This window comes from Rhizobium sp. BR 315 (genome assembly GCF_050577975.1).
Taxonomy (GTDB): Bacteria; Pseudomonadota; Alphaproteobacteria; order Rhizobiales; family Rhizobiaceae; genus Rhizobium; species Rhizobium miluonense.
In genome coordinates this window covers 80,067-105,603 of sequence record NZ_JARWKZ010000021.1, presented here as the reverse complement: position 1 = coordinate 105,603, position 25,537 = coordinate 80,067, and the positions used below count along the sequence as shown (strand labels likewise).

The 25,537-nt window shown below is 59.7% G+C and carries 26 protein-coding genes; 1 reads left to right on the top strand and 25 read right to left on the bottom strand.

Annotation, left to right across the window (positions count from 1 at the left end; all coding sequences use genetic code 11):
* The 21 genes from QD409_RS20260 to QD409_RS20160 form a co-directional block, all read right to left on the bottom strand.
* Positions 1-572: aldehyde dehydrogenase family protein (locus QD409_RS20260; RefSeq protein WP_430763493.1), on the bottom strand; the 572-nt coding region annotated here is incomplete at its 3' end.
* A 15-nt stretch (positions 573-587) separates the two neighbouring features.
* Positions 588-1,013 (bottom strand): cytidine deaminase, encoded by a 426-nt coding sequence (cdd, locus tag QD409_RS20255; protein WP_430763492.1) that lies wholly within the window; start codon positions 1,011-1,013, stop codon positions 588-590.
* A 17-nt stretch (positions 1,014-1,030) separates the two neighbouring features.
* On the bottom strand, positions 1,031-2,809 hold the full coding sequence (locus tag QD409_RS20250; protein ID WP_430763491.1) for an IlvD/Edd family dehydratase: 1,779 nt from the start codon (positions 2,807-2,809) through the stop codon (positions 1,031-1,033).
* The gene (locus tag QD409_RS20245; RefSeq protein WP_430763490.1) at positions 2,806-3,969 is read right to left on the bottom strand and encodes a fumarylacetoacetate hydrolase family protein; all 1,164 of its coding nucleotides are present in this window, start codon (positions 3,967-3,969) and stop codon (positions 2,806-2,808) included. The genes QD409_RS20250 and QD409_RS20245 overlap by 4 nt, the downstream gene beginning before the upstream one ends.
* Positions 3,954-4,523 (bottom strand): DUF4269 domain-containing protein, encoded by a 570-nt coding sequence (locus QD409_RS20240; RefSeq protein ID WP_430763489.1) that lies wholly within the window; start codon positions 4,521-4,523, stop codon positions 3,954-3,956. The genes QD409_RS20245 and QD409_RS20240 overlap by 16 nt, the downstream gene beginning before the upstream one ends.
* A 1-nt stretch (position 4,524) precedes the next feature.
* Positions 4,525-5,484 (bottom strand): nucleoside hydrolase, encoded by a 960-nt coding sequence (locus QD409_RS20235; RefSeq protein ID WP_430763488.1) that lies wholly within the window; start codon positions 5,482-5,484, stop codon positions 4,525-4,527.
* 34 nt (positions 5,485-5,518) lie between these two features.
* A complete protein-coding gene (locus QD409_RS20230; protein ID WP_430763487.1) occupies positions 5,519-6,487 on the bottom strand; it encodes an ABC transporter permease in 969 nt (322 codons plus the stop codon).
* Positions 6,475-7,599, bottom strand: coding sequence for an ABC transporter permease (locus QD409_RS20225; protein WP_430763486.1), 1,125 nt, complete (start codon positions 7,597-7,599; stop codon positions 6,475-6,477). Before QD409_RS20225 ends, QD409_RS20230 begins: the two co-directional genes overlap by 13 nt.
* On the bottom strand, positions 7,596-9,188 hold the full coding sequence (locus QD409_RS20220; protein ID WP_430763485.1) for an ABC transporter ATP-binding protein: 1,593 nt from the start codon (positions 9,186-9,188) through the stop codon (positions 7,596-7,598). The genes QD409_RS20225 and QD409_RS20220 overlap by 4 nt, the downstream gene beginning before the upstream one ends.
* Positions 9,189-9,267: 79 nt before the next feature.
* A complete protein-coding gene (locus QD409_RS20215; RefSeq protein WP_430763484.1) occupies positions 9,268-10,275 on the bottom strand; it encodes a BMP family lipoprotein in 1,008 nt (335 codons plus the stop codon).
* Between the two features lie 226 nt (positions 10,276-10,501).
* Complete coding sequence (locus QD409_RS20210) at positions 10,502-11,410, bottom strand: SMP-30/gluconolactonase/LRE family protein (protein WP_430763483.1); 909 nt, start codon at positions 11,408-11,410, stop codon at positions 10,502-10,504.
* On the bottom strand, positions 11,410-12,279 hold the full coding sequence (locus QD409_RS20205; RefSeq protein WP_430763498.1) for an NAD(P)-dependent oxidoreductase: 870 nt from the start codon (positions 12,277-12,279) through the stop codon (positions 11,410-11,412). Before QD409_RS20205 ends, QD409_RS20210 begins: the two co-directional genes overlap by 1 nt.
* A 21-nt stretch (positions 12,280-12,300) precedes the next feature.
* Positions 12,301-13,311, bottom strand: a complete 1,011-nt coding sequence (locus QD409_RS20200; RefSeq protein WP_430763482.1) for an aldo/keto reductase — start codon at positions 13,309-13,311, stop codon at positions 12,301-12,303.
* The gene (locus QD409_RS20195; RefSeq protein ID WP_430763481.1) at positions 13,308-13,997 is read right to left on the bottom strand and encodes a GntR family transcriptional regulator; all 690 of its coding nucleotides are present in this window, start codon (positions 13,995-13,997) and stop codon (positions 13,308-13,310) included. Before QD409_RS20195 ends, QD409_RS20200 begins: the two co-directional genes overlap by 4 nt.
* 16 nt (positions 13,998-14,013) lie before the next feature.
* Positions 14,014-15,228, bottom strand: coding sequence for an aspartate aminotransferase family protein (locus QD409_RS20190; protein ID WP_430763497.1), 1,215 nt, complete (start codon positions 15,226-15,228; stop codon positions 14,014-14,016).
* Positions 15,229-15,889: 661 nt separating this feature from the next.
* Positions 15,890-16,792 carry a ribokinase gene (locus QD409_RS20185; RefSeq protein ID WP_430763480.1) on the bottom strand — a complete coding sequence of 301 codons (903 nt, stop codon included), beginning with the start codon at positions 16,790-16,792 and terminating at the stop codon, positions 15,890-15,892.
* 39 nt (positions 16,793-16,831) lie between these two features.
* Positions 16,832-17,305, bottom strand: a complete 474-nt coding sequence (locus QD409_RS20180; protein ID WP_430763479.1) for a MarR family winged helix-turn-helix transcriptional regulator — start codon at positions 17,303-17,305, stop codon at positions 16,832-16,834.
* On the bottom strand, positions 17,305-17,934 hold the full coding sequence (locus tag QD409_RS20175; RefSeq protein WP_430763478.1) for a cysteine hydrolase family protein: 630 nt from the start codon (positions 17,932-17,934) through the stop codon (positions 17,305-17,307). Before QD409_RS20175 ends, QD409_RS20180 begins: the two co-directional genes overlap by 1 nt.
* A gap of 1 nt (position 17,935) precedes the next feature.
* Positions 17,936-18,979, bottom strand: a complete 1,044-nt coding sequence (locus QD409_RS20170) for an ABC transporter ATP-binding protein (RefSeq protein ID WP_430763477.1) — start codon at positions 18,977-18,979, stop codon at positions 17,936-17,938.
* Positions 18,966-19,745, bottom strand: a complete 780-nt coding sequence (locus QD409_RS20165; protein WP_430763476.1) for an ABC transporter permease — start codon at positions 19,743-19,745, stop codon at positions 18,966-18,968. Before QD409_RS20165 ends, QD409_RS20170 begins: the two co-directional genes overlap by 14 nt.
* Before the next feature lie 8 nt (positions 19,746-19,753).
* Positions 19,754-20,668, bottom strand: a complete 915-nt coding sequence (locus QD409_RS20160) for an ABC transporter permease (RefSeq protein ID WP_430763475.1) — start codon at positions 20,666-20,668, stop codon at positions 19,754-19,756.
* Positions 20,669-21,260: 592 nt separating this feature from the next.
* On the opposite strand from QD409_RS20160, the gene QD409_RS20155 reads away from it, so the two are divergent.
* A complete protein-coding gene (locus QD409_RS20155; RefSeq protein ID WP_430763474.1) occupies positions 21,261-22,340 on the top strand; it encodes an ABC transporter substrate-binding protein in 1,080 nt (359 codons plus the stop codon).
* Between the two features lie 116 nt (positions 22,341-22,456).
* On the opposite strand, the gene QD409_RS20150 is transcribed toward QD409_RS20155, so the two are convergent.
* From QD409_RS20150 to QD409_RS20135, 4 genes are all read right to left on the bottom strand, one after another.
* Positions 22,457-22,939, bottom strand: a complete 483-nt coding sequence (locus tag QD409_RS20150) for a MarR family winged helix-turn-helix transcriptional regulator (protein ID WP_430763473.1) — start codon at positions 22,937-22,939, stop codon at positions 22,457-22,459.
* Between the two features lie 103 nt (positions 22,940-23,042).
* On the bottom strand, positions 23,043-24,074 hold the full coding sequence (locus QD409_RS20145; protein ID WP_430763472.1) for a leucyl aminopeptidase: 1,032 nt from the start codon (positions 24,072-24,074) through the stop codon (positions 23,043-23,045).
* Between the two features lie 54 nt (positions 24,075-24,128).
* Positions 24,129-24,761: an N-carbamoylsarcosine amidohydrolase gene (locus QD409_RS20140; RefSeq protein ID WP_430763471.1), complete on the bottom strand. Its 633-nt coding sequence runs from the start codon at positions 24,759-24,761 to the stop codon at positions 24,129-24,131.
* Positions 24,762-24,772: 11 nt separating this feature from the next.
* Positions 24,773-25,525 carry a maleate cis-trans isomerase family protein gene (locus QD409_RS20135; RefSeq protein WP_430763496.1) on the bottom strand — a complete coding sequence of 251 codons (753 nt, stop codon included), beginning with the start codon at positions 25,523-25,525 and terminating at the stop codon, positions 24,773-24,775.
* Between the last annotated feature and the right edge of the window lie 12 nt (positions 25,526-25,537).

Below are 25,537 nucleotides of genomic sequence, written 5' to 3'. Positions count from 1 at the left end.
GGCAGGCCGGCGCGGTGYAGGATATCGACGATCGCCCACGAGCAGCCAGGCACGAGATCGGCCGGCTTGAAGACGATGGTGTTGCCGTAGCAGAGCGCCGGCGCGATCTTCCAGGCCGGAATGGCGATCGGGAAGTTCCAGGGCGTGATGATGCCGATGACGCCGAGCGGCTCGCGGGTGATCTCGACGCCGATGTTGGGACGAACGGAGGGCAGCACCTCGCCCGCCAGGCGCAGGGCCTCGCCGGCGAAGAATTCGAAGATCTGCGCGGCGCGGATCGTCTCGCCGATCGCTTCCGGAAGCGTCTTGCCCTCTTCACGGGCCAACAGCGCACCGAGCTCCTCCTTGCGCGCCAGGATCTCCTCGCCGGCCTTCTTCAGGATCGTGTGGCGCTCCAGAATGCCGGAACGCGACCAGGACGGAAAGGCAGCCTTGGCGGCAGCGATCGCGTCAGTGACATCCTGCACGCTGGCACTCGCATAGAGGCCGACGATCTCGTTCGTATCCGACGGGTTGATATTTTCGGCACCGGTCGTCCCGGTCCACTCGCCGGCGATTAAGTTGAGTTTCACTGACTTATCCCTTCACTAGGTGGCCAGGTTGGCCGGACCGAAGCCCTTGGGCAGAAGATGCGCAAATCGGCTTTCATCGCGAATTCCCTCCAGTCCGCAGGAATAGACCGGGGCGTCCGGACTGATGAATTCCGCGGGCCTCTGTCGGCAGCCGCCGCAGGGCGTGCAAACGATGCCTGGGTCGTCTTGGCTTCCACCGAGCACCAAGACCGCGGTAACGCGCCGGTGCCCAGCCAAAATCATGGCGCCGATTGCGTTTGCCTCAGCACAGGACGTCTCCGGAAAGGAAGCATTATCAACATTGACGCCGGCAAAGACTTCTCCGCTCTCGGAGAGCACGCAGGCCGCGACCGGAAATTTCGAGTAGGGCACATACGCATTCACCCGCACCAATGTCGTCTTGGCGAACAGGCGACCAAAGATCTCGTTCTCTGAAACCATAATTCCCCTCCGCCAAATCAGTGATTGTGCCGTGGCGGAACAGCCGCGAGATTGCGGAAATCTGCGGCGCCATCGAGCACGGCGCCATCGGAAAGCTGCGTCACGGAGCGGCGATAGATCCGCTGCCAAGGCGTCGCATCGGGCGGAACGGCCGGAATGCCGTCGCCCTTGCGCCGCTCGATTTCCGTCTCCTCCACCAGCATGTCGCAACGACCGTGGTTGAAATCGATGCGAATCACATCACCGGTCCTCAGCCAGGCAAGGCCGCCGCCGGCAGCACTTTCCGGCGATGCATTTAGAATAGAAGGGCTATCGGCCGTGCCGGACTGTCGGCCGTCTCCTATCGTGGGCAGGCTGCGGATGCCGCGCTTGAGCAGCACATCCGGCGGCTGCATGTTGACGACTTCGGCAGACCCCGGCCAGCCGATCGGCCCGGCGCCGCGGATGACGAGAATAGTCCGCTCATCAATGCCAAGATCCGGATCGTTGATGCGCTTGTGATAGTCTTCGGAGCCGTCGAAAACGACAGCCCGGCCCTCGAACACGCCTTCGTGGCCCGGCTCCTGCAGATAACGACTGCGGAAATCCTCGGAGACGACACTCATCTTCATGATGGCGAAATCGAACAGATTGCCCTTGAGCACGAGGAAGCCAGCCCGCTCTTTCAGCGGCTCGGCGAATGGGCGGATGACTTCGCGATCGCCAGCCTCCTGGCCCTTCAAATTCTCCGCCATCGTCCTGCCGGTCACGGTCGGACAGCTCCCATCGAGCTTTCCGGCGTGCAGCAGCTCCCACATGATGGCCGGGACGCCGCCGGCGCGGTGGAAGCGCTCGCCAAGATAGGCACCCGCCGGCTGCACATTGGCCAGCAGCGGAATGTCGAAGCCATGCACCTGCCAGTCGTCGGGATAGAGTTCGACGCCGGCATGTTTGGCCATGGCGGCCAGATGCGGCTGCGCATTGGTCGAACCGCCGATGGCGGAATTGACCCTGATCGCATTGAGGAAAGCCTCGCGCGTCAGCACATCCGAAGGCTTGATATCTGCAAGGACCAGCTCGACCGCCCGCCTTCCGGTGCGATAGGCCATCTGGCCACGCTCGCGATAGGCGCCGGGAATGGCGGCGCAGCCGGTCAGCGACATGCCGAGCGCTTCCGCCATGGCATTCATGGTCGAGGCTGTTCCCATGGTGTTGCAATGGCCGATCGAGGGCGCCGAGGCAAGCGACGCCTCCATGAATTCCTCTTCATCGATCTCTCCCGCGGCCAGCTTGCGGCGCGAGCGCCAGATCACCGTACCCGATCCGGCAAGCTCGCCCTCATGCCAGCCGTCGAGCATAGGGCCGCCGGAGAGAACGATTGCCGGAATATTGACGGTAGAAGCGGCCATCAGCGCCGATGGCGTGGTCTTGTCGCAGCCGGTCGTCAGGACGACGCCGTCGAGCGGATAGCCGTAGAGCACTTCCACCAGACCGAGATAGGCCAGATTGCGGTCGAGTGCCGCTGTTGGGCGCTTGCAGTTCTCAAAGATCGGATGTGTCGGAAATTCGATCGGGATGCCGCCTGCATCGCGAATGCCGTCGCGCACGCGCTTGGCGAGATCGAGGTGATGGCGATTGCAGGGTGTGAGGTCGCTGCCGCTCTGGGCAATGCCGATGATCGGCTTGCCCGACCGCAGCTCCTCCGGCGTGATGCCATAGTTCATAAAGCGCTCAAGATAGAGCGCCGTCATATCGATATGATCCGGATTGTCGAACCAGTCCTGCGAACGCAGACGACGCTGTTCTCTGCTCCTCATTGGATCATGCCTCGCTTGACAAGGTTGTTCATCAAGGCGCCAATCCCGAAGGTCCAGGGTGGAATTTCGTCGGATCGGCCAACCCAGTTGATCAGACTGCCGAGACGATCCGACGAGATGCGCACCTCGTCGTTCAGTTGATGGGTAAAGCCAAGTCCAGTCCCGGAGCGATCCTTGACGGGTGCAAACATTGTCCCGAGAAACAGCATGAAGCCGTCTGGATATTGATGACTGCCGTTGATCGTCTGTCGAGCGAGATCCTGCGGCGTGCGGGAGATCTTTGTCATGTCGTTCGTGCCCTCAAGCATGAAGCCGTCTTCGCCGGCGATGGTCAGGCGAACCTCCATGCTTGCGACGTCGGATAGCGAGAAGCCATCGTCAAACAGGCGAATGAACGGGCCGATTGCGCACGCACCATTGTTGTCCTTGGCTTTACCAAGCAGAAGGGCTGATCGCCCTTCGACATCGCGCAGATTGACGTCATTGCCGAGCGTCGCACCCCTGATTTTGCCCGCTGCGTTGACGGCCAACACGACTTCAGGCTCCGGATTGTTCCAGGAGGACATCGGATTGATGCCAACCATTGCCCCACAGCCAACCGACGACAATGGCTGAGCCTTTGTGAAGATTTCCGCGTCGGGACCGATGCCGACTTCGAGGTATTGCGACCATTGTCCGGCGGCTTGAAGGACGGACTTTACCTTCAGAGCTGCGTCCGATCCCGGAACGATCGACCCCAGTTGCCGGCCAACGGCGCGGTTCAAGTCGGCGCGGATCTGATCTGCAAGTTCAGGCTCGCCTTTGGCGCGCTCCTCAATGACCCTTTCGAGCATGCTCTCCACGAATGTGACCCCTGCGGCCTTGACCGCCTGCAAGTCATTGGGCGCGAGAAGCACACCCTTTGAACCGGCGGAGTTGCCTCTTGGAAGAAACTCTTCAAGTTCGCCGATCACTGGAAAGGCGCTCAGTCTTGCGAGACGTTCATCGCCTTCGTTCAAGATGGCCGAAATGGTCGCGCCGAGGCTGGAAATATTGCGCACGACCCCCTTGTCGACCGTGACTGGGCAAGGCCCATCTTCGGCGGTCAACCAGACGCGCCCGATGAGGGTTGCCTCATCGTCCATTGGAAGAATGTCTGCAGATGTCAATCGTCTTGGCATTGTTCAAGTCCCTGGTCCATGCCCCCAACGAACCCCGACCGCCCTAAGAGCAGGATCAGATCTTTGTCCGTGAGCGCGCCGATTTCGAGCATTGTCTCGTATGGGTTTCCGCCAAGTCCAAGCAGAGCGGCGAAAGCCGGTTCAGTTTTTTGGCCAGCCCGCCTCCTCTCGATGATCGCTTGGCGAAAGCGAGCGCCGCCGAGATCGAGTAGGCGTCGTTCGATCTCGAAATGTCGCATGGCGCGCTGGTCCTCAATCGGGACACTGCTCCCAAAGATCTCGAACACCCATCCCTGAGCGCGAAAGCGCGAAAGCACAGGTCGTCCCGCACCGGTCCACTGCCAGAGCTTGAAAGCCTCGTTGTCGCTAAAGGCGTGCCAGAGCTTCTCTGCAAAGACTTTGTCGTCGCCGGCATGACAGACAATGTCGATGTCACTGCTCTCGACCGCAATCCCCAAAGGCGGCGTACCCGCGAGCGCCCAGCGCCAGGCGCTCAAATGGTGCGCGATGCCCACCCGTTCGATGGCGTCCTGGTACTGGGCACGGGTATTCATGTTAAGTTTCTATCCTGCTGAGGAACATTTCTCGGAACCGCGGCCGATCAACGTCGATCAGAATGTTGGTAAGTGGGGTGTCCTTCCACTCGGGTGATCCGCCATTGGAGTTGTTCGTTCGCCGGTCAGCGATCGTCATTCCACGCGTTAGCTTGCCCGTCAGCTCCACCTGCACCGGATATTTTTCTTCTCTGGTCACAATTGCCGGATCAGCAACGATCGCCACCGTCAATGCGGAATGGGCCGCGCAGGCATATTGGCCAAGTTTTGCCGAGTAAAACCGCATATAGAACGGCATCATGGCGGCGATATATCGCCCTTGGGCACTGCCTGCCTCCAGTCTCTTCAGATCTTCCTCGACGAGGATGGTGTCATCGGTCACGTCGAGCCCGACCATGTCGATATGCCAACCCGCCTGCTGAAGCACCATCTGCGCGCCTTCCGGATCGTGCCAGGCGTCTGCCTCCGCCACGGGCGTGACATTGCCTGGAACAAAAGCTGCACCGCCCATCCAAACGACGCGGGGCAGGTATTTCGGGAGGTCGGGATCAATTGCCAAGGCAAGCGCAAGGTTCGTCAGCGGGCCAAGTGCGATGTAGGTGATCTCGCCTGGATGCTTGCGCCCCAGCTCGACCGTAAGCTCTGCGGCTGACTGCTGGACGGGTTTTACCGTCTTGGCCTTGTCGAAGCCCGCATTTCCGACACCGTCATCACCATGAACGAAGGGCGAATAATTCGGGGTGCCGACCAGGGCTCGCCCTGCACCTTTCGCCAGGGGGATGTCTGGCCGGCCGAAGACCTCCATGAGATAGGCGGTATTTTCCGTTGTAAGTTCGACACTCACGTTCCCGAAAACCGAAGTGAATGCGAGGACGTCCAGCTCAGGGGACCGCAAGGCAAGCGCGCAGCCCATAGCGTCGTCCACGCCGGTATCGGTATCGACTATGACTTTGATTGGCATTTTTTATCCTTTCCTGGAAGATGATGGCCAACGCTCAGCGCTCGCCCTTGAAATATGGTTTGCCTGCAGCCGCCGGGCCCTCGGCCTTGCCGACGATGCCGGCCAGCAGGAGAATTGTGAGCAGATAGGGAACGGCTTGAACGAGTTGGACGGGTATTTCGATTCCGAATATGCCAGCCCCCTGCAGGCGGCCCTGGAGAGCGTCGGCAAAGGCAAAGACGATACAGGCCAGAAAGACGCGGCCCGGCCTCCAATTGCCGAAGATGAGGGCTGCCAGAGCCATGTAGCCCTGACCCGCGGTCATGTCTCGAAAGAACGCACCTCCTTGCACAAGCGCAAGGTAGACGCCCGCCGCACCGCACAGTCCACCGTTGATCGCCATCGCCGAATAGCGCAGCCGTGAAACCGAGATGCCGGCGGTATCGACTGCCTGCGGCTTGTCGCCGGTTGCTCGAATTCGCAGACCGTAGCGGGTTCTGTAGAGGACAAGCCATGTCACAAGAACAACGAGCAAGGACAGATAGGTCAGGATCGTTTGGCCGCTCAAAATATCCTTGTAGATCGGCCCGAGCAGCGGCACGCTTGAAACTTGCTCGGTCAGAGGGAAGATGATCGAGCCAAAGCGCGCTCCTGTTTCCAGATTGGGCGTCTGTCCCCCGCGTTGGAACCAGGCAATACCCAGAAAGGCCGTCAGTCCGCTCGCGAGAATGTTGACCGCAAGGCCGATGACAATCTGGTTGCCCTTCAGCGTGATCGATGCGAAGGCCTGCGCCATTGCGATCGTGATTGCCGCCGCCATCCCGCCGGCAAGCCCCATCCAGGCATCGCCGGTCAACGCAGCGCAAGTGCCGGCTGCAAAGGCACCGAATAGCATCTTGCCCTCAAGGCCGATGTCGACGACCCCGGAACTCTCGGCGTAAAGGCCGCCCATGGCGGCAAGAACGACCGGAACGGCAAGCCGCAAGGCCGACGCACTGATGAGGACGAAGTCTAGGAATTCCATGATACGCCTCCCTTTCGCGCCCTGCATTTGTCAAAGATGCTCTCGACGATCGCGATGCTAAATGGACGCAATACATGTGTCAGACCGCCGGCAAACAGGATGACCAGTCCCTGAAGCACCGTGACGACGTCGCGCGACACCGACGGGAACAGGAAGGAAAGCGAGGCGCCGCCTTGGTAGAGAGCGCCGAAGAGGACGGCTGCTGGAATGATGCCGGCTGGATGATTGGCGCCGATCATGGCGACCGCAATCCCCGTAAAGCCGTAGCCGAGAGCGAAATCCAGCATGAGCCGATGCTGTGCACCCATGATTTCGTTGACGGCAATGAGTGCGGCAAGGCCTCCGGAAAGACACACGGCCTGAATGACGATGCGGTTGACATTTATGCCGGCAAAGGAGGCTGCCGCGGGATTTGCGCCAACGGCACGCAACTCGTAGCCCCACCGTGTATGCCAGACAAGAAAGGTGACGGCCATGCAGGCCAAGAGGGCCACGATCACCATGACATTCAGAGGAGATTCCGGGATGTCGACACCAAAGGCAGACAGAATCTGGTCGAACTTGAGCAATTCCAGGTTCTGGGCAATGGGACCGCTTGAAGGGATCATCGAGCCCGCCTCGCGGAAGTGGTTCACGATCAAGTAAATCATGAGCAACGAAGCCAGAAAATTGAACATGATTGTCGTGATGACAAGGTGGCTGCCGCGTCGGGCGACCATGTAGGCAGGAATAAAGGCCCATATGGCTCCGAAAGCCATCGAAGCTATGATGGCCAGTGGAAGTGCCGCCCACCAGGGGAACCAGGGTAGTAAACCACAGACGATCATCGTGCCAAGGCCGCCGATATAGGCTTGGCCCTCACCGCCAATGTTAAACTGCATTGCTTGTGCGGCAACCGCGACGGCGAGACCGGAGAAGATGAAGTTCGTCGCATAATGCAAGGTATAGGCAAAGCCATCGAGGCTCCCGAAAGCACCGGAAATGGCAACCGAGAAGGCCGCAAGCGGATCCTCTCCGACGGCTGCCACGAGGATACCCCCAAGGGCGAGCGCAAAAATGATGTTGATCAGGGCAGCGAGCACGCTACCCAATGCCGTTGTGGTCCTGTTCACGAGAGCGCCTCCTGTTTCTTGTGCTCAATCGCTTCCTCATGCGAGGATCCCGCCATCATCAGGCCAATCGTGTTTTCATCGAATTCGTTGCGATCAAGCACACCCATGGAACGCCCTTCGAACATCACAAGAATACGGTCGGAGAGCGCCATGACCTCTTCCAACTCGACCGAAACGATCAAAATCGCCTTACCGTCGTTGCGCTGTTGCATCAGGCTGCCGTGGATGGCCTCGATAGCGCCGACATCCACGCCTCGCGTCGGTTGCCCGACGAGAATGATGTCCGGCTGAGTTGCGAGCTCCCGGGCCATGACCAGCTTCTGCTGATTGCCCCCTGAAAACACGCTCGTCCTGCGCATCGGGTCGACCGGACGAACATCATGTGCCTCCATCAGCTGGCGGCACCAGGCCAGAATTTTCCCGGAATGCATGCGCATGCCCGTTCCGGGGATCTTGCCCGAACGATGAATGCCAAGAACGCTGTTGTCGCGAACGGTCCAGCTCCCGATCACCGCATGACGAAGGCGATCTTCGGGAACAAGGGCCGTGCCCGCTTGACGGATCGACAGCGACGACATCGCGGCTCCGGCCCGCCACTGAAGCGAACCGAGCCGAATGGAGCCCGTTTCCGCGGATAGCTGTCCCGCAAGGCAAGCAATCAGCTCGGTCTGGCCATTTCCCGAAACGCCGGCCACGCCCAGGATCTCCGAGGCACGGATCTCGAAGGAAAGATCCGAGACCCTGACGACACCCAGATCATCCTTGATCGTCAGTCGCTCCACGGACACCTTAATGTCGGTCCCCGTTGCCGTCCGCTCGCCGGTTGTGGCCTGGATCTTTCTGCCGACCATCATTTCCGCTAGCTGCGTCTTGGTCGTTTCAGCCGTCTTCCTGGTGCCTATTACTCGTCCGTGCCGCAGAACGGTGACACTTGCCGTGACGTCAACGACCTCCTGCAGCTTGTGGGTGATCAAGACCACCGTCTTTCCCTCAGCCGAGAGCTCGCGGAAAACCTTGAAAAGGGTCTGGACTTCCTGCGGGGTCAAAACGCTCGTCGGCTCATCGAGAATGAGAACGTCGGCGCCTCGATAAAGCGATTTGACGATCTCGACGCGCTGTTGCGTGCCGACCGGAAGGTCTCGGATGGCGCGATCAAGCGGAAATTGCAGACCGTACCTGGCCTGCAGCTCCATGACGCGCCCACGAGCGTTACCGAGGCTCGCTCCGAGCCAGGGGCCATCCTCATTTCCAAGAATGATGTTCTGGAGCGCTGTCAGGCGCTCAACAAGCATGAAATGCTGATGCACCATGCCAATGCCGAGCCTGATTGCGTGCGCGGGGCTGTCAATCCTGACGGGCTTTCCCTGGATCCTGATCTCGCCGGCGTCGGGTTGATAGATGCCGAACAAGGCACTCATCAGCGTCGACTTGCCAGCACCATTTTCACCGATGATGCCATGGATGGTCCCCCGGGGAATGGTGAAACTTACCTCATCATTGGCAACAACCGAGCCGAACCGTTTCGAGAGGTTCAAAAACTCCACGGCTGGGCTATCCACCACCATCGGTGGCGTTCTTTTCAAAGTCATGTCTCGATGCTCCGTCAGTCGGGGAGCACGGGCGGCAACCGTCCGGCTCTGTGCTTGGCGCTCTGATAGCGAGCCCTGTTCAAAGAGGGGGACACGCTCCACTCTTGACGAAATCGGGCGCAACGAGCTTTCCGCTGACGATGTCGGCCTTAATGGCGTCCATCTTGGCGAGATCTTCAGCCGTCAGCATAGGGCGGTTGTTGTCGTCGAGCGCCCAACTGACGGCACCTTCCTTGAGCCCGAGATGTTTTGCGCCGGCCTTCCAATTGCCGTCGCGGGCATCCTTGAGGGCGAGATAAACGGCAACATCGGTTGCCGACATCGCCGAGGTGAGGACGTGACCCGGCTGGATGCCATTCTGGTTGCTGTCGACACCGATCGCCAGCTTGCCGGCATCGGCTGCAGCCTGGAGGACGCCAAGCGTCGTTCCGCCGGCTGCAGCAAAGACGATATCGGCGCCACGGTCATATTGGCCGAGCGCAAGCTCTCGTCCTCGAGCCGGATCGGTCCATGCCGCAGGCGTCGTTCCCGTCATGTTTCCCAGTACGGATGCCTTCGAATTTGTGTATTTCGCCCCGTGACTATAGGCACATTCATAGTCGCGGATAAGGGGTATATCCATGCCGCCAACGAACCCTAACGTGTTGGTTCTCGTCTTCAGCCCCGCAAGTGCACCGACCATGAAGGCGGCCTCATTGTAGGCGAATTCGACCGATTGCACGTTCGGAAGATCGACCTCGCTATCGACGATGACGAAATGCGCCTTCGGATATTTCGGGGCAATTTTCTTGACCGCAACCTCCCAGGTAAATCCGACGGTGACGATTGGATCTGCGCCCTGTCGCGCAAAGGTCAGCAGCGCCTGTTCACGCTGGGCATCATTGGCGGGTTCGAATTCCAGAAACGGAATGCCCGTTTCCTTCTTAAAGCGGCTCGCGCCGTTGAAGGCGCTCTCATTGAATCCTCGGTCGAATTTACCTCCGAGATCATAGAGAACCGCCGGCTTGATATCGGCGGCGGAAGCCGCTCCGGCCCACGTCATTAGCGCGACCATTGTCGCGGCTGTTGTCTGTTTCAATGCGCTCATTTTCGTTGTTCCCATTTTTATCTACGGCGTCAGCGCGCCATACTCTTATAATGTATACATTCTTACACGACAAGAACCTGTCGCGATTTTCTTTCCTGGACTCCCGCATCCCTAGAGATTGTCCGGCACCGAATTGGCACTCGTACCGATCAGTTGGCGAGCGGCGCCAACCGTGTTGCGCCGCCTGATCGGACTGGATAACATGCCAAAATTAGGCCGGTGCCGTTCAAAGCCTTAACAACCAGGCCGCCTTTTCCGTCGTAACCAGGACGCGATCCCGATCTGCTCCGCCAAAGGCGAGGTTCGATGCCGTCTCAGGTGCCGTGATCATCCCAAGCCTCTCGCCGTCCGGCGAGAAACACTCCAGGCCGGCACCCGTGGCAACCCAAAGATTTCCCTCAGGATCAAACCGCATTCCGTCTGGCACACCCACCGCGATGCGACAGACATGGGTCCTTTCACCCGCCACCTTGCCATTGCGATCGATGGCATAGCGGAACACGTCCCGAGGTCCCTGGGGATCGAAGCCGATTTCCGGGCCCATTTCGGCGCCGCTGTCAGCCACGAACAGAAATTGGCCTTCGTTGGAAAAGCACAGGCCGTTCGGCATGGATAGATCCTCGATCTCACCGGTCAGCGCGTGCGAGGTCGGATCATAGCGATAGACGCGATTGTGCCTTTGTTCTGTTTGAGCGCGCCGGCCTTCGATATCTGTCAAAATCCCATAGGTCGGATCGGAGAACCATATCGTGCCGTCCGGGGCCTCGACGACATCATTCGGCGAATTGAGCGGCTTTCCCTGGAACCGGTCAGCAATGATGCTGCGCTCGCCGAGCTGCGTTATGAGGCAAACCGACCGCGTCAGATGTTCACAGCAAAGGAGAGCACCATCGGCCGTTGCGAAGTGCCCATTGGAGAAATTGGATGGGCTGCGAAAGATGCCAAGCCCATTCCGTTCGCTGAATGACAGAACCCGATCATTGGGGATATCCGAAAAGATCCAGCTGTTCGACACCTTAAGATAGGCCGGCCCTTCACCCCATCGCAGGCCGCTCGCGATCTTGATGGCGCTACCCGCCCGTTCGAGACGTTCCAAACTGCTACCGAGCAAGGCGCTTAGGCAACGATGTGTCATCAATACGCGCCCCGACCCTGGTAAAGCGCGGCGTAGGCGCTGTGATCCAACGCTCCAGCCCCGGAGGCCTCAAGCTGTTCAAACCCGGACTTTACGAGCTGTGCGTGAGGCAGGTCGGAAAGGATGCTGTCCTGCAAGCCTAGAGTGAGGTCTTTCAGATGAAGTTTTACCGCACCTGCCGCCGAGTAATCCCTCGCGGCCATGCGTGGGCCATGCAACGCGAGGATCCGGCTGCTTGCAAAGCCGCCATCAAGCGCCGCCAGAAATTCCAAGGGCTCCAGGCCGCCCGCCTCCGCGAAGGCAAGCCCTTCGGCGACGGCTGCGATGGTCACACCGACGATGATCTGATTGGCAAGCTTGGCGATCTGGCCCGAGCCATGTCTTCCAAGATAAGAAGGTCGCCCCATCGCTGACAGCAGGCCAGCCGCAGCAGCATAATCGTCTGGCGATCCGCCGACGAATATAGATAGGGTCCCGTCTTTGGCTCCCTGGGTCCCACCCGAAACGGGTGCGTCAAGATAGGAGACCGACCGTTCCGAAAACATGCGCCCGTGGCGAATGGCCGTTTGCGGCCCCGACGTTCCCATGTCAATCACGAGCCCACCAGGCGCGATCTGCTCAAAAATGCGGCTTTTGAAGAGGAGATCCTCAACGGCAAGATGGTCGCGCACGCAGACCACGATTGCGTCGGCGCCATCGATGGCTCGATCGAGGCCTGGTTCGAATTTGAACTTCGGCTCGCCCTCGAACGCTTTTGGCCTGCGGCTCCAGCCGACGACCGAATAGCCGGCATTGGCGATCGCATTCGCCATGTGAAAGCCCATATGTCCCAATCCCAGGAAGGTCACCCTATCCCCGGACCCAAGCATCTTTGCCACGTCTGCGATCCTTTACGGTGATAGCGGGTGAAGAAGGCCGACGGTCTTCAGATCGCCCCAGAATGCCTCAGGAATTTGCGCGTCCAATTGTCGGGCATTTTCCGTAGCCTGGATTTGCGAGCCGGCGCCCGAGACCACGCTCGCCACAATCGGATGCCTGAGAGGGTATTGGTATGCCGCCGCCTTCAGAGTAACCCCGTGCCGTTCGCACAGCGCTTCGATGCGTTTCGTCTTTGCAACGATTTCCGGCGTCGCGGGGACGTAATTGTAGTATGGCTGCGCGACCGCGGTTCCTGTCGCCAGGATTCCGGACGCATAGGGCGACCCAACGATGATACCGACGCCTCTGTCCTCGCAAAGTGGGAATTCATGCTCCAGCACGTCTTGATCAAGCAGCGTAAACGGCATTGCGACGAGAAAGAAATCGAGATCGAATCGCCGGAGGAATTCAGGAATGGTGCCCATGATGTTGACGCCGGCGCCGATCGCCTTGATCTCTCCATACCGTCGCAGTGTCTCCAGGGCCTTCCAGCCGCTGCGCTCCAGGTCGGTAAAGCGCGCATTCACGAGATCCAAGGAGCCGATCTCGGCAACATCCAGATCATGGATGAGGAGCATGTCGACCGTATTCAGACCAAGCCGCATCAAGCTCTGGTCATAGGAGCGCATGATGCCGTCATAGGTGTAGTCGAAACGGTGCTGGAACGGCAGTCCGCCGGCCCAGAACTCGCCTTTGAACGTCGCGGGATCCTGAGGGCGGTGAAAGGTGCGGCCAACCTTCGTCGATATCACAAAGGAATCACGCGGTCGTTGACGCAGCATCTGGCCGAAGCGCAGTTCACTCAATCCACGACCATACCAAGGAGATGTATCGTAGTAGCGGATCCCCTCATTCCACGCCGTTTCGAGGGTCTGCCTTGCATCGTCTTCTGGAATGCGTTTGTAGATCTCTCCGAGTGGAACCCCACCGATGCCGATGGGAGAAAGCTGCACCGCTGTGCGCCCAAGCCGTCGCGTCGTCATGTACCTATGTCCTCCTCGGCCGCCAAGCTTGCACGGCCCAACCGCTTATCGCGGGTATTTGTGATGTGGCGTTCGATCTCCTTGTCTAGAGCCGATCGCTTCCTGTCCCTGATCAGCTCTACAAGGACCTCGTGATCCCTGATGGCTGCGTCATAATCGAAATTGACGTTCCGTTCCTTCATGAGCAGCACCAGGACAACGCGTGACAGAGAGTCCCAGATCGGCTTTAGGAGAGGACTTTCCGAGAGCTCGACAACCTTGGAATGGAAGGCGAGGTCAGCCCTGCAATAGGTGAGTTGATCGTCGATACGGGAGGCGCGGCGCATATTGTCGATGGCACCCATTAACTCCTCAAGAAGCTCCGGCTTCGACGCGACGAGTTTGAGCAACCTTCGCAAGGCAATCCTCTCGACGGTGAGGCGGATCTCGAGCATTTCGCTCATCTCGTCAGGACCGAGCTCGGCGAGAAAGCTTCCGCGGTTCGGTTCGGTCCGCACGACCCCCTGGGCTCCGAGGATACGGAACGCCTCGCGCACCGGCACTCGGCTGACGCCAAGAAGTTCGCAGACGTCCTTCTCATAGAGGCGTTGGCCGGGCTCAAGATCGCCCTTTGCAAACAACTCGACAATGTGATCTGCGAGCTGATCGGGAAGATTGCGGTATTTAAACTGTGGTTCGAACGCCATTGTCGCCTCGATGAAATTAGTGCGCACCAGCTATCGCACGAATCAGGTCAACCCGTCGTTTGAAAAAGCGATCAACCGATGCTGCGATCAAATCCAGATCATCGGGAACCATCGCCAAGCTGAGGTTGATCTGCCCCCGGCGCGCCGCGTAGACACCCGCCTCCATGAGGTCGAAATGGAAAAGCTTGAATAGATCTCGAGGCTCCGCCACGAGATCTTCCGGCGCGCTGATCTTACCGCCAACAAAATGGATGTTCATGGCGGAGCCGCAGCCTGTGAACTGGACCGAGGATGAGCAGGTTCGGGCAAGTCCGTTGAGCCTCTCGCGCAGCCTTTCCCCGGTCTCGTAGAGCTCGTCTGCGCGGGCCGGGGTAAAAATCTCGCTCAGCCCGACAAAGCCAGCCGACATCGAGAAGGCGTTGTTGTTGAACGTGCCGGCGTGGGGCAGCGCGTCTGGCTTGCGCGGGTTCATCAACTCCATGATCGCCGAGCGGCCACCAAAGGCTCCGAAGGAAAAACCGGCACCGAGATATTTTCCGAGCGTGACGAGATCCGGGACGATGTCGAACAGTGAATGTGCTCCACCTGCCCCCATGCGCGACGTAACCACCTCGTCGAATATCAAAATCGCTCCCACCCGATCGCAGGCTGAGCGCAGAGCACGCAGGAACTCGCCAGCTGCCGGTATGCAGCCACCATTGCTCATCATTGGCTCGACAATGACCGCCGCCAGCTCATTGCCGAGCCTTTCGATGGTTGCCACAGTGGAGGCGGTGTTGTTGTATTCGCAAAGCGTCCAGTCATATGGCGCGTTGACGCTGGAACCGCCACCGCCAAAAACGAAGATGCCTCCATGGTAGGCACCCGAGAAGGCAATCAGCTTTGAACGCTTCGTCACAGCTCGCGCAAGCGTTAGCGCATACAAATTGGCTTCGGTCCCAGAATTGCAGAACCGCACGGACTCGATTGCCGGAAAGCGATCACAAATGGCGTTTGCAAGCTTGATCTCCACCTCGCCGGGGGCACCGTTGGAAACGCCCCGCTTTGCGGTCTCGATCACCGAATTCTGGATTCGGTCGTCCGAATGGCCATAGAGACCTGCCGTGAACTCTCCCAGAGCATCGAGATAGATGTGATCGTCCGCATCCCTGATGCGCGCGCCGAAGCTTTCTGCGACGTATAGCGGAAATGGATCAAAGTGGAGGGCGCTGCGCGTATTTCCTCCGGGCATTGATGCCTGCGCGGCCTGGAACAGCGTCTCGCTCTTCGGATTACGCCGCGCGAAGGCGGCGTTTGCATCCTCTACGGCCTCGAGCAGGGCGCTATTGTGCTTGTGGCTTGCCGTATCGACGAATGCGGCTGTCATTGTTTCCTCTTTCGGTCGCTTCACTCCGGAAGCTTTGGTTTCTGAGCGGCCGCTTCATGGGCGGCGGCCATTGGGACGATCATCGCATCCGCGCTTCATCGTCCGCTCAATTCTTGCTATAATGTATACTTTCATACGCATGTCAACAGACTCTCTCCTGCACCTGGGGTAGGCTCGCAATTCGACAGACAATCCGTATGACTTTCGTTGCGGTTCGACGGCGATGGATCACCTCCGCCGACTCAGCACAAAGATTACCGTGGGGGCGGTTTTTGAATTCCATAAGAAGCTCACCCCATTTGCCACTTCACAGTAGGTGTAAAAGCACCCGCCGCCGTTCATAAGCGTACAAAGCTCTTGATAGGAATCGAACCATCGGCCCCCTTATAGGAGAGGGCCGATTGCAGCGATCTCCCCGCTTGCTTTGTCAAGAACGCCAAACCAAGAAACCTTGTACCCGTTCAGATCCAAGGAGGAATCGAGATTCCTTCTTATGCTGCAAACCCACCTCTGCGAAACCGCATATTCAGTGGAAATGCCTCAGTACGAATTCGCGTTCGGGGATTGCCGTCTGTGCGCCGGATTGTGTGCAGGCGAGCGAACCCGCGGCGGCGGCGACGCGCAACGCCATCTCGACGTTGCCATGTTGATGGAGCTCGGCAGCAAAATAACCGCAGAACGTATCTCCGGCGCCGACGGTATCAATAGGGGTCACGTTCAAGGCCGCAACGTTGATGACCGCGCTATCGGAAATCGCCATCGCGCCTGCCGGCCCCAGTGTCACGATGATCGTCTGGCCACCGCGTTCGTGGAGACGGTGGAGCGCAGCGACCTGCGCGTCCAGATCTCCGAGCGGTTCGCCGGCCAGCAGTTCGAATTCGCTCTCGTTGGCGATGACGATATCTGCGAGAGGCGCAACCTGTACGATGTCATCCGTCGCCGGGGCGATGTTCAGGATTGTTCTCTGCCCGCGGCCGCGCGCCATGGTGAGCGCCTGCGCGACTGCTTCAGCCGGAATTTCCATCTGCAGCATCAGAATGCCGCCCGGTTCCGTGCGGGCAACCGCGCGCCCCACATCGTCTTCACCGATGAGCCCGTTTGCGCCCGCAACGACGGTGATCATGTTCTCTCCATCGTCACCGATGAGGATGAAGGCGCTGCCGGTCGCTCCCTCGGCCTTGCGGATACCGGAGAGGTCGAGGCCTGCGGCCTTCATCACTGCCAGCGCCGGCGTCGCGAAGTCGTCCGTCCCGACCGCGCCGATTAGCTGCACCGGCCCGCCGGCCCGATGAACGGCAAGCGCCTGATTGGCGCCCTTGCCGCCGGCTTCGGTCTTGGCGGTGTGGCCGGCGACCGTTTCTCCCGGACGCGGCAGGCGCCGTGTGCGTGCCACGAGGTCAATATTGATGGAGCCAAGCACTGTAATCATCTGGATTTCCTTGGACAGCAGCCGGAAAGAACGTTCGGGTCAAGAAATCTTGCGCAGCAGCTCGGCCAACATGGCTCGTTCGGCTGGCGACAACGTCGAGAGAGTCTCTTCCGAGATATCGTGCGCAACAGGCAGGTTGCGGACGACGGCCGCCTCGCCTTCCTCCGTCAGCGTCAGGACAAGGCGTCTGGCGTCGGTCGTATCCGGGGCGGTGCGGATCAGGTTGCGCTTCGCCAACCGGTCGACAACGCCCTTGATGGTCGCCACATCCATCGCCGTCTCACGCCCGAGATTGACCTGCGAACATGGCTGCAGATCGCGCAGCTTCACCAGCGCCGCCCATTGCGTCGTGGTCAGCTTCTCGTTCATCCGGCTGGTAAAGATCGCCACGTGCCGCTGGTTTGCCTGTCGCAGGAGATAGCCGATCTGCTCGGCAAGCGTATAGGCTGCTTCAGCAGCTTTGCTCGCCTGGCGCTCCGGCTGACCCGTCAGCTTCTGATCCCCGTTCTGCATCAAACTATCCTTTGGTGAGAGCGCCGCGCTGCGGCGCTGTCCAGGGCACTCAAGATCGCCTCGGTCGACAGCAGCAATATCTGCTCAGGCATGCGCGGAGCGAGTTGCTCGATCACGGCGCGATGGGCGGCATTGTCGCTGCTTCCCACCGCATCGGTGACGATGACGACGCGGTAATTGAGGTCTATGGCATGCAGGACGCTGGAATAGACGCAGACATCGGTTTCTGCGCCGGAGAAGATCAGGGCGCGAACACCCCTGCTTTGCAGCCGCGCATGAATCGTTTCGTTCGAGAAGATCGAATAGCCGGGCTTGTCGAACACCTGCGTTGCCGGAGCAATCGCCTTCAGCGGTTCCATCAGATCATGCAGAGCCGGATCGTGATGATCGCCCGTCAGCACCGACCAACGCTCGTAATAGGACTTCCAGCATCCGGACGCGTCTTCCACCGAAGCCGGCACGATGAAGCGGGCATAAAGCGTCTCGGACGGCATGCGCCGGCAGAGTGCAACGACATTCCCAAGAATGTCCTGCATCGCAGGCGCGTGCCACACGGTCTCTTCGGCAAACAGCCGCTGCATGTCGATGACCACATGACAGAAGCCGTCAAAGATCGTTTCGATCTCCATCTTATTCGACCAGCGCGACGGTGTGCTCGGGCATCCACGACAGCGTGACGTTTTCGCCTTGGCGCAGAAGGTTACCGTCGCGGTTCTGCGAGAACAGCTTCAGCTCCCTGCCCTGATTGGTCACGAGGTGATAGGAAAGCACCGGCCCTGCGTAGATCACCGTCTTGATCTGCGCCGAGATCTGGTTCTTGCCATCGCCCGACGGCGACATCTTTTCGGGGCGCACCGCGAGCGTCACCTTCGTTCCGGCCGAGGGCAGCGTGCCCGCGACTTCGACCATGCCGCCGTCTTCGAGGCGGACGCCGCCATTTTCGACGGTGCCGGGCAGAAAGTTTGAGTCGCCAAGGAATTCAGCCGCAAACCGTGTGCGCGGCCGTTCATAGACAGTTGCCGGCTCGCCGATCTGGACGATCTTACCCTTGTCGAGGATCGCAACCTTGTCCGAGAGCGTCAGCGCCTCTTCTTGGTCATGGGTAACGAAAATCGTCGTTAGCCCACTCTCGCGCTGAATGCGCAAGAGCTCGACCTGCATTTCCTGGCGCAGCCTGCGGTCGAGCGCCGAAAGCGGCTCATCGAGCAGCAGGACGCTCGGCTTGATGACGATGGCGCGGGCAAGCGCGACGCGCTGCTGCTGGCCGCCGGACAGCTGCTTCGGATAGCGGCCGCCGAAGCCCGGCAGGCGCACCATTTCAAGCGCGCGCTCGACTTCCTTGCGGGCGACCTCGCCGCGGATGCCACGCCGCTCGAGCCCGAAGGACACGTTCTGCGCAATCGTCATGTGCGGGAACAGTGCATAGGACTGGAACATCATGCCGATGTTACGGCCCCACACCGGAACGTTAGTGACGTCCCGGTCGCCGATCATCACACTACCACGATCGGCCGTGATGAAGCCTGCGATGATGCGCAGCAGCGTCGTTTTGCCGGAGCCGGACGGGCCGAGCAGACTGGTGAAGGAGCCTTCGGCGAATTCCGTCGAAATATCGGACAGGACAGGCGTCGCGCCGTAGCTCTTGGCAACCGACTTTACGTTAACGTGGGTCACGATTTTCTCCGGGTTTTGCGAAGCGGGCAAAGATGAGAATTACGGCCATGGAGCCGAGCAAAAGAATGGTGGAGATCGCATTGATCTCCGGGGTGAAGCCCTTGCGGATCGCTGAATAGATCTGCACCGGCAGCGTCGTGTAACCAGGTGTCGCCAGGAAGTACGAGATCACGAACTGGTCGAGCGAGACCGCGAAGGCGAAAAGAGCAGCACCGAGAATGCTTGGGAAGAGCAGCGGCAAGGTCACGGAATAAAAGGCATGGATCGGTGTCGATCCCAAGCTCATCGCTGCCTCCTCGAGATCGGCGCGGATCGTCTTGAACCCGGTGCCGACGACGATGACGACATAGGGAATGGCCAGCGCGACGTGGCCGATAATCAGTGCATGCATGCCGCGGCCGATGCCACTCCAATAGAAGAAGATCAGCATCGCCGTGCCGGTGATCAGCCACGGAATAGCGATAGGCGGCAAGAGCAGCAGTTGCAGCAGGCTGCGTCCGCGGAAGGTGCGGCGGGATAGCGCCACCGATGCCACAGTTCCGAGCGTCGTCGCGACCACCGCGGTGATCACGGCGATAATGATGCTGTTCATACCCGAGGTCAGCAAGCCGGCATTGCCCATCAGAGCGACGTACCACCGGGTCGAGAAGCTGAACGGCAGCTGGTAGAGCGGCGATTCATTGAACCCCATCGCCATCATCACGATGATCGGCGTGTAGAGAAATGCCAGGATCGCAAAAAGATAGAAACGTCCGAGTGTCTTCATTCCAGCACCTATGCGACGGATCCACGCTTCAGGACACCGGAGAAAGTGGCGAAGATCGCCAGCACCACGGCCAGAAGCGTGAACGAGAGTGAGGCTCCGAGGGGCCAGTTGAATGCCTGCGTAAACTGGTCCTCGATAACCGTTCCCATCGTCACCCCGACGCGGCCTCCGAGAATGCGGGGCTCCATGAACGAGCCGATGACGGGAACGAAGGTCAGGACGGCACCGGAGATCAGGCCGGGCGCAGCCATCGGGAGGAGGATCTTGTAGAGCACGACCCACCAGCGGGCGCCGAGACTGAAGGCTGCCTCGATGATCGCGTCATCGATGGTCGAGAGCGCGATGTAACAGGTCAGGATCATATAGGGCAGATAGCCGTGCACCAGACCGACCACGATCGCCGGGCGCGTGTAGAGGAAGCCGATCGAACCGGCCTCCGGCGCAATCATGTGCAAGATGTAGTCGAGGAACCCGCCTTCCCGCAGCACCATGGTCCAGGAGAAGACGCGCACCAGGCCATTGGTCCAGAAGGGCAGAAGGATAAGGATCAGCAACACCTCTTTGGTCCTGCCGATCGTGGCGCGGGCAAGAGCAAGGGCCGCGAAGAAGCCGAGAACGGCACAGAAGAACGTCGTCCAGAAGCCGATCAGCAGTGAGCTAATCCCGACGCCGACCAGATAGGGCTGATCGATGAAGGCGCGGTATTGCTTCAGCGTGAAGATGATCGGCTTGTTGCCGAGCGGCGTCGCCGTCATGAAGGAAAAGGCAAACATCGCCAGCAGGGGAATGAACACGGCCAGCGTCAGCCAGCCATAGGTCGGCAGAAGCAGCGCGCCTGTCGTCACCCATGACGGAAGCCGCCGTGATCGCCGGGGATCCAGCGCAGCCGTCAATGGGGGTTCGTGAGCGTTAAGTGTGGCCATCCAGCCGTCCTCCGCGACCACAGCGACCTTCGCGTCGCTGCAGCGGTCAAATCCAATATTGAAGTTCATTCGCCGGCCGGGTCATGCCGCAGCATGGCTTCTCGCGCCGACCTTGCCAACGCATTACCCGCTAAGCGGCTGCTCGCATAATTGCCTGAGACTGCCTCATATGCTCACCCTCGAATTCTTCTTTCTTTATTTTGTGTACAAATGATTTCAGTAGTCCCAGCCATTGTCAAGTGCGCTTTTTCAACGAAGGCTTAGATGCTGTTTTTCCTGCAAAATAGCCAAAGCGGAGGAGTCGGCCTGGGCCAGCACATGGCGGCGGAACGTGCTGAATAGCCGAGGATATTGATATATTGGAACGCAAGGCGCCGAACCGGTGGCCAAACGGCGCTTGACAAGATGCAAAACTAGGAACAGGTTATTTGTACACGAATGTTTTTCCGCAGAGTTTGCCCAAGGCCTTTGCGGCGGGAAGATCGTGAACATATTTCGTTGCGGATGTTCAGAGGATGCGGGGAGGCATCACCGCACTCGCCTGCGCAGCCGCAGACAAAAATCCAAAAAACTATCGACAAGGGGTACAGAGATGAACAACTTCACCCGAAGACAAGCCCTCGGCCTGATGGGCACTGCGGCGGTTGTGGCGACAACCGGCCTGTCGCTTTCGACACGCCCGGCGCGCGCCGCCGGCAAGATCACCGTCCTCAACTGGCAAGGCTACGGTACAGACGAAGCCTGGTCCCTGAAGGCCTTCAAGGAAAAGACCGGGATTGAAGTCGTTCACGACTACTTCAGCTCCGAACCCGAGATGCTGACGAAGCTGCGCACCAATCCGGGCGCATACGACGTCGTTCTGATCAACAGCGCCCGCTCGCAGCAGGCCGCAGGCGAAGGCCTGCTGACGCCGATCGATTTTTCGAAGATCCCGAATTCCGCCGGCCTGTCTCCGGAACTGAAGAACCATTCGAACCTCCAGCTCGACGGCAAGACCAACGGCGTCGCCTGGGTATGGGGCATCACCGCGCTGGCGGTCGCCGATGGCGTACCGAAGCCGGACAGCTATGCCGCACTCGGCGCTCCGGAACACAAGGGCAAGGTCGCGCTGTTCGACGACGCCGTGACAGCCGTCGCCATCGGCGCACTGCTCTCTGGACAGGACATCAACAATCCGACCGACCTCGCCGCGGTCGGCGATAAGCTCAAGGCCTTCAAGCAGAACGTCAAGCTTCTCTGGTCGAGCGAAGACCAGTGGAACAAGTCCTTCGCCGCCAAGGAATTCGATCTCTCGGTCTACTGGTCGGGTGCAACGGTCCGCTCCAAGCGCAACAGCCACCTGCCCGTCGATTTCGTGGTTCCGAAGGAAGGCGGCATCGGCTGGCTCGACAGCCTCTCCATTCCGGCCTCAGCACCGAATCCGGAGGCAGCCGCAACCTTCATCAATTACATGATCGACCCGGGCTTTTATGTCGAATGGGCAACCAAGATCGGCGCTCCCGCTTCGGCCAACGCCGCCGCTATGGAAAAGCTGCCGGCTGACGACCTGAACCGCCAGATTCACAAGCCCGAGTATCTGAAGACCATGGCGATCCAATCCGCTCTTCCGGACGACCGCCGCGAAGGCTTCAACAATCTCTGGCAGGAAGTAAAAGCGTTCTACGCCAGCTAATCATAACGGCTGCCCGGTGCCTTGCGGTACCGGGCAGCCTAATTGGACTGTCTAGAACCTGACCTGATGGAATGCGCAAGTGAGGCATTGTGCCGGGACAGACGAGAGCCGACGGCTCAGCCGAGGTCCGCGCCGGCGCCTATATCAGGATCGACCTCGGCGATCTTGCGCAACAGATAAAGCAAAGCCACCTGTTCGGCCGGATTGAGCGGCCCCATTGTCTTCTCGGTGATGGAGCGTGCTCGCGGATACATCTGCTCGAGGATCGCCTCACCAGCAGGCATCAGTGAAACGATCACTTTTCGCCCGTCATAAGCATCCCGCGAGATCTCGATCATATTCTTCGATTTGAGGCGGTCGATGATGCCGCGGATCGTCGCCTGGTCGACGGCGGTCGCCTTGACGAGCTCGCCCTGGGAAATCGGCCCGTTGTCACGCAGCGCGCAGAGTGTCACGAATTGAACGGATGTCAGCGAAGGGTCGACGGCATTGTCCTGGAAGATCGCCAGGTGGCGCTGATAGGCCTTGCGCAGCAGATGCCCCACCTGGTCCGTGACGCGGTAGGGCTCCACCAGAGAATTGCCTTCACCATTGCTCATACTTACCCCAAACCTCCTCGACATCGGCTGAAGCCGATTGAAAAACGGCTGCGCCAGCATGCTGGTACAGCCGCGTCGACGTAATGCGGCCGGCAGCCGATGTTTACCCGAACTTATGCTGCATTTCCTTGACGGCGATTTCGCCCTTCAGAACCATCGGTTCGTCATCAAGAAACAGGCTGCAATTACGCATCGGAATATCGAGATGGCAAGCCGTATCGTTCGGGCCGCCGAGCTCGTTGTTCGGGCCGGTGGAGAACATGACGTTGCCGTAGAAGGAGCGCGCCTCCATGCCCATGCCGCCCGGGAATTCGCCGGGCACCATACGATGCCACTTGGCGTTCTGGTTGAGGCCCCAGCCGACGTGGCTCATGCCCATGCCGCGCGGGTCGTTGAAACCGGCCATGTAGGACTTCACGAGTTCAGCATCGAGACCGCCGCGAATGTCGGTGATCCAGCCGTTTTCAATCGTGTAGATGATCGGATCGCGGACATACATGTTCTGCGGCAGCAGGATATCGCCGGGAGCAACGACAATCGTACCATCGACGCCGTCATCGTCACCGCCGGTGAACACGAAGCCCGACGGCCAGTGGTCCCAACGGCCCGGTTCATCCGTGCAGGCATATTCGGTGATCGCGGGATAGGTGTTGAGCTTGTAAGTGACGTCCGTGCCGTGTTCGGAGGTGATGCGCATCACCTTGGCCTTGGACAGAAGCTCGCCGGCGAATTCGACGCGCTCGCGCAGATCCTTCGTCGGCAGCATACGGGCGAGAACTTCCGGCGGCTCGACCGCAGTCAGGATGCGCGTGCCGGATGCCTGGATCGCCATCTGTTCCGGACTGAAAAGCAGGAAGATGCAGTCGATGACCATGTCGGCGGCCTTGAGGGCTTCCACGGCTTCCGGCATCGCTGCCAGTCCGGTCTGGCCGACCGCCCAAGCACCTGCCGGCGGAACCGGTGGCAAACGCATGTGATACATCTTTGCACCGAGACGCATGCCCGCCGCCATGAAGGCATCGGCATAATCGAGGCGTTCGTTACCCTGGGTCAGGACGATAAGCTTTTCGCCCTCGTGAACGCCCGACATCTTCAACTGGTGCAGGCAGATTTCCGTGAAGCTGAACTGATCCATGCTCGTTCCCTTATAGTGCTTGAGGACTGCTGTGCCTCGTATCGTTACGGAAAGTCAGACTTTGGCTTTGGCGATTTCGGCAATCGCCTCTGCCTTCGCGACGACATCGCCATATTTGCTGTCGATATCGAAAAGGTTCGCATTGTGCGGATCGGGATGACGGTCGCCGACGCAGTCGCGAACCACGATGGCTCTAAAACCGTGCTGAACCGCATCCACTGCACTGGCGCGAATGCAGCCGCTGGTCGAGCAGCCCGCCATGATGACGGTGTCGATCCCCTGCGCATGCAGATGCGAAGCCAGGCTGGTTCCAAAGAAGGCGCTGGCATATTGCTTGACGATTACCAGCTCGTTCTTGGCGGGCTCAACCTCGTCGCAGAACTCCGCAAGCACATTGCCTTCAACCATGGCCTTCATGACCGGGGACTTCTTCACCCACATGCCGCCATCGGCGCAATTGTCCGCAAGATATAGAATGCGGGTATGGATGACCGGAATGCCGGCCTTGCGGGCGGCTTCGATGAGTTCCGGTGTCTGCGCCACGGCATCGACGACGCCGGGCGCGTAAAGAGGCGCGCCCTCGATCGTATAGGCCTTCAGGAAATCGATGACGAGCAGCGCAGGGGACTGGCCGAAACCGATCCTGTTACCCCATACACCCTGGTAGTTCGCTTCGGCCGTCTCCATCGCAGAGCTCCCTAGTATGCGCCGGACAACAGGGCGCCCGCGCCGGGCACGACCGGTTCGAGACCCAGCGACTTCAGCATGAAATAGGTCGTGGCAACCGCCGCCGTGACGACCGGCTTGCCGGTCATCGCTTCCACCTTGGCGATGGCAGCCAAAGACGGCATCTGCACGCAGGCTGAAAGCACGATCACGTCTACGCCAGTCAGATCGAGACCGGCGACGATCTCCGGCAGGTTCTGCGGATCGTGGCGGCCTACGGCGAGGTTGTCCGGAATTTCGAGCGCACGCCAATCACCGACCTCGAAACCTTCGTTCCTGATATAGTCGACGACGAGTTCGGTCAGCGGCTTCATGTAGGGCGCGACCACGGCAATGCGCTTGGCCTTCATGACCTTCAGCGCTTCGATCAACGCACCGGCGCTGGTGACGACAGGCGTGTTGGCGCCATTCTCCACTGTGCGGCCTCTCAGGCGCGTCTCGGATTGGCGGTGATAGCCATGGCCCATCGCCATGATTGCGACGAGGCATGCATAGCCGAGGACATCGACCTGCGCGTCGGAAAGCTCGACAGCGCAGCGGTCGGATTCCGCGTCCATCGCCGCCAGTTCGTCCTTCTTGACCGTCTTCATTCGCATGCGACTGGAGTGGAAGGTGAAACGTTCCGGCCGGATCGACTGCCTTGCGAGCAGCATCGCGGGGATTTCCGTCTCCATCGTCGTGTTGGAGCTCGGCACGATTTGACCAATGCGATAGACCTTTTGCACGGCTTGTCCTTT

Bases quoted from the DNA above. Each gene is read 5' to 3' on its own strand.
- QD409_RS20205 (WP_430763498.1), bottom strand. From the start codon at position 12,279: ATGCTTGGGTCCGGGGATAGGGTGACCTTCCTGGGATTGGGACATATG.
- QD409_RS20155 (WP_430763474.1), top strand. From the start codon at position 21,261: ATGAACAACTTCACCCGAAGACAAGCCCTCGGCCTGATGGGCACTGCG.
- QD409_RS20215 (WP_430763484.1), bottom strand. From the start codon at position 10,275: ATGAGCGCATTGAAACAGACAACAGCCGCGACAATGGTCGCGCTAATG.
- QD409_RS20230 (WP_430763487.1), bottom strand. From the start codon at position 6,487: ATGGAATTCCTAGACTTCGTCCTCATCAGTGCGTCGGCCTTGCGGCTT.
- QD409_RS20195 (WP_430763481.1), bottom strand. From the start codon at position 13,997: ATGGCGTTCGAACCACAGTTTAAATACCGCAATCTTCCCGATCAGCTC.
- QD409_RS20200 (WP_430763482.1), bottom strand. From the start codon at position 13,311: ATGACGACGCGACGGCTTGGGCGCACAGCGGTGCAGCTTTCTCCCATC.
- QD409_RS20245 (WP_430763490.1), bottom strand. From the start codon at position 3,969: ATGCCAAGACGATTGACATCTGCAGACATTCTTCCAATGGACGATGAG.
- QD409_RS20175 (WP_430763478.1), bottom strand. From the start codon at position 17,934: ATGGAGATCGAAACGATCTTTGACGGCTTCTGTCATGTGGTCATCGAC.
- QD409_RS20165 (WP_430763476.1), bottom strand. From the start codon at position 19,745: ATGAAGACACTCGGACGTTTCTATCTTTTTGCGATCCTGGCATTTCTC.
- QD409_RS20250 (WP_430763491.1), bottom strand. From the start codon at position 2,809: ATGAGGAGCAGAGAACAGCGTCGTCTGCGTTCGCAGGACTGGTTCGAC.
- QD409_RS20185 (WP_430763480.1), bottom strand. From the start codon at position 16,792: ATGATTACAGTGCTTGGCTCCATCAATATTGACCTCGTGGCACGCACA.
- cdd (WP_430763492.1), bottom strand. From the start codon at position 1,013: ATGGTTTCAGAGAACGAGATCTTTGGTCGCCTGTTCGCCAAGACGACA.
- QD409_RS20235 (WP_430763488.1), bottom strand. From the start codon at position 5,484: ATGCCAATCAAAGTCATAGTCGATACCGATACCGGCGTGGACGACGCT.
- QD409_RS20240 (WP_430763489.1), bottom strand. From the start codon at position 4,523: ATGAATACCCGTGCCCAGTACCAGGACGCCATCGAACGGGTGGGCATC.
- QD409_RS20180 (WP_430763479.1), bottom strand. From the start codon at position 17,305: ATGCAGAACGGGGATCAGAAGCTGACGGGTCAGCCGGAGCGCCAGGCG.
- QD409_RS20210 (WP_430763483.1), bottom strand. From the start codon at position 11,410: ATGACACATCGTTGCCTAAGCGCCTTGCTCGGTAGCAGTTTGGAACGT.
- QD409_RS20145 (WP_430763472.1), bottom strand. From the start codon at position 24,074: ATGGATCAGTTCAGCTTCACGGAAATCTGCCTGCACCAGTTGAAGATG.
- QD409_RS20140 (WP_430763471.1), bottom strand. From the start codon at position 24,761: ATGGAGACGGCCGAAGCGAACTACCAGGGTGTATGGGGTAACAGGATC.
- QD409_RS20220 (WP_430763485.1), bottom strand. From the start codon at position 9,188: ATGACTTTGAAAAGAACGCCACCGATGGTGGTGGATAGCCCAGCCGTG.
- QD409_RS20160 (WP_430763475.1), bottom strand. From the start codon at position 20,668: ATGGCCACACTTAACGCTCACGAACCCCCATTGACGGCTGCGCTGGAT.
- QD409_RS20190 (WP_430763497.1), bottom strand. From the start codon at position 15,228: ATGCCCGGAGGAAATACGCGCAGCGCCCTCCACTTTGATCCATTTCCG.
- QD409_RS20150 (WP_430763473.1), bottom strand. From the start codon at position 22,939: ATGAGCAATGGTGAAGGCAATTCTCTGGTGGAGCCCTACCGCGTCACG.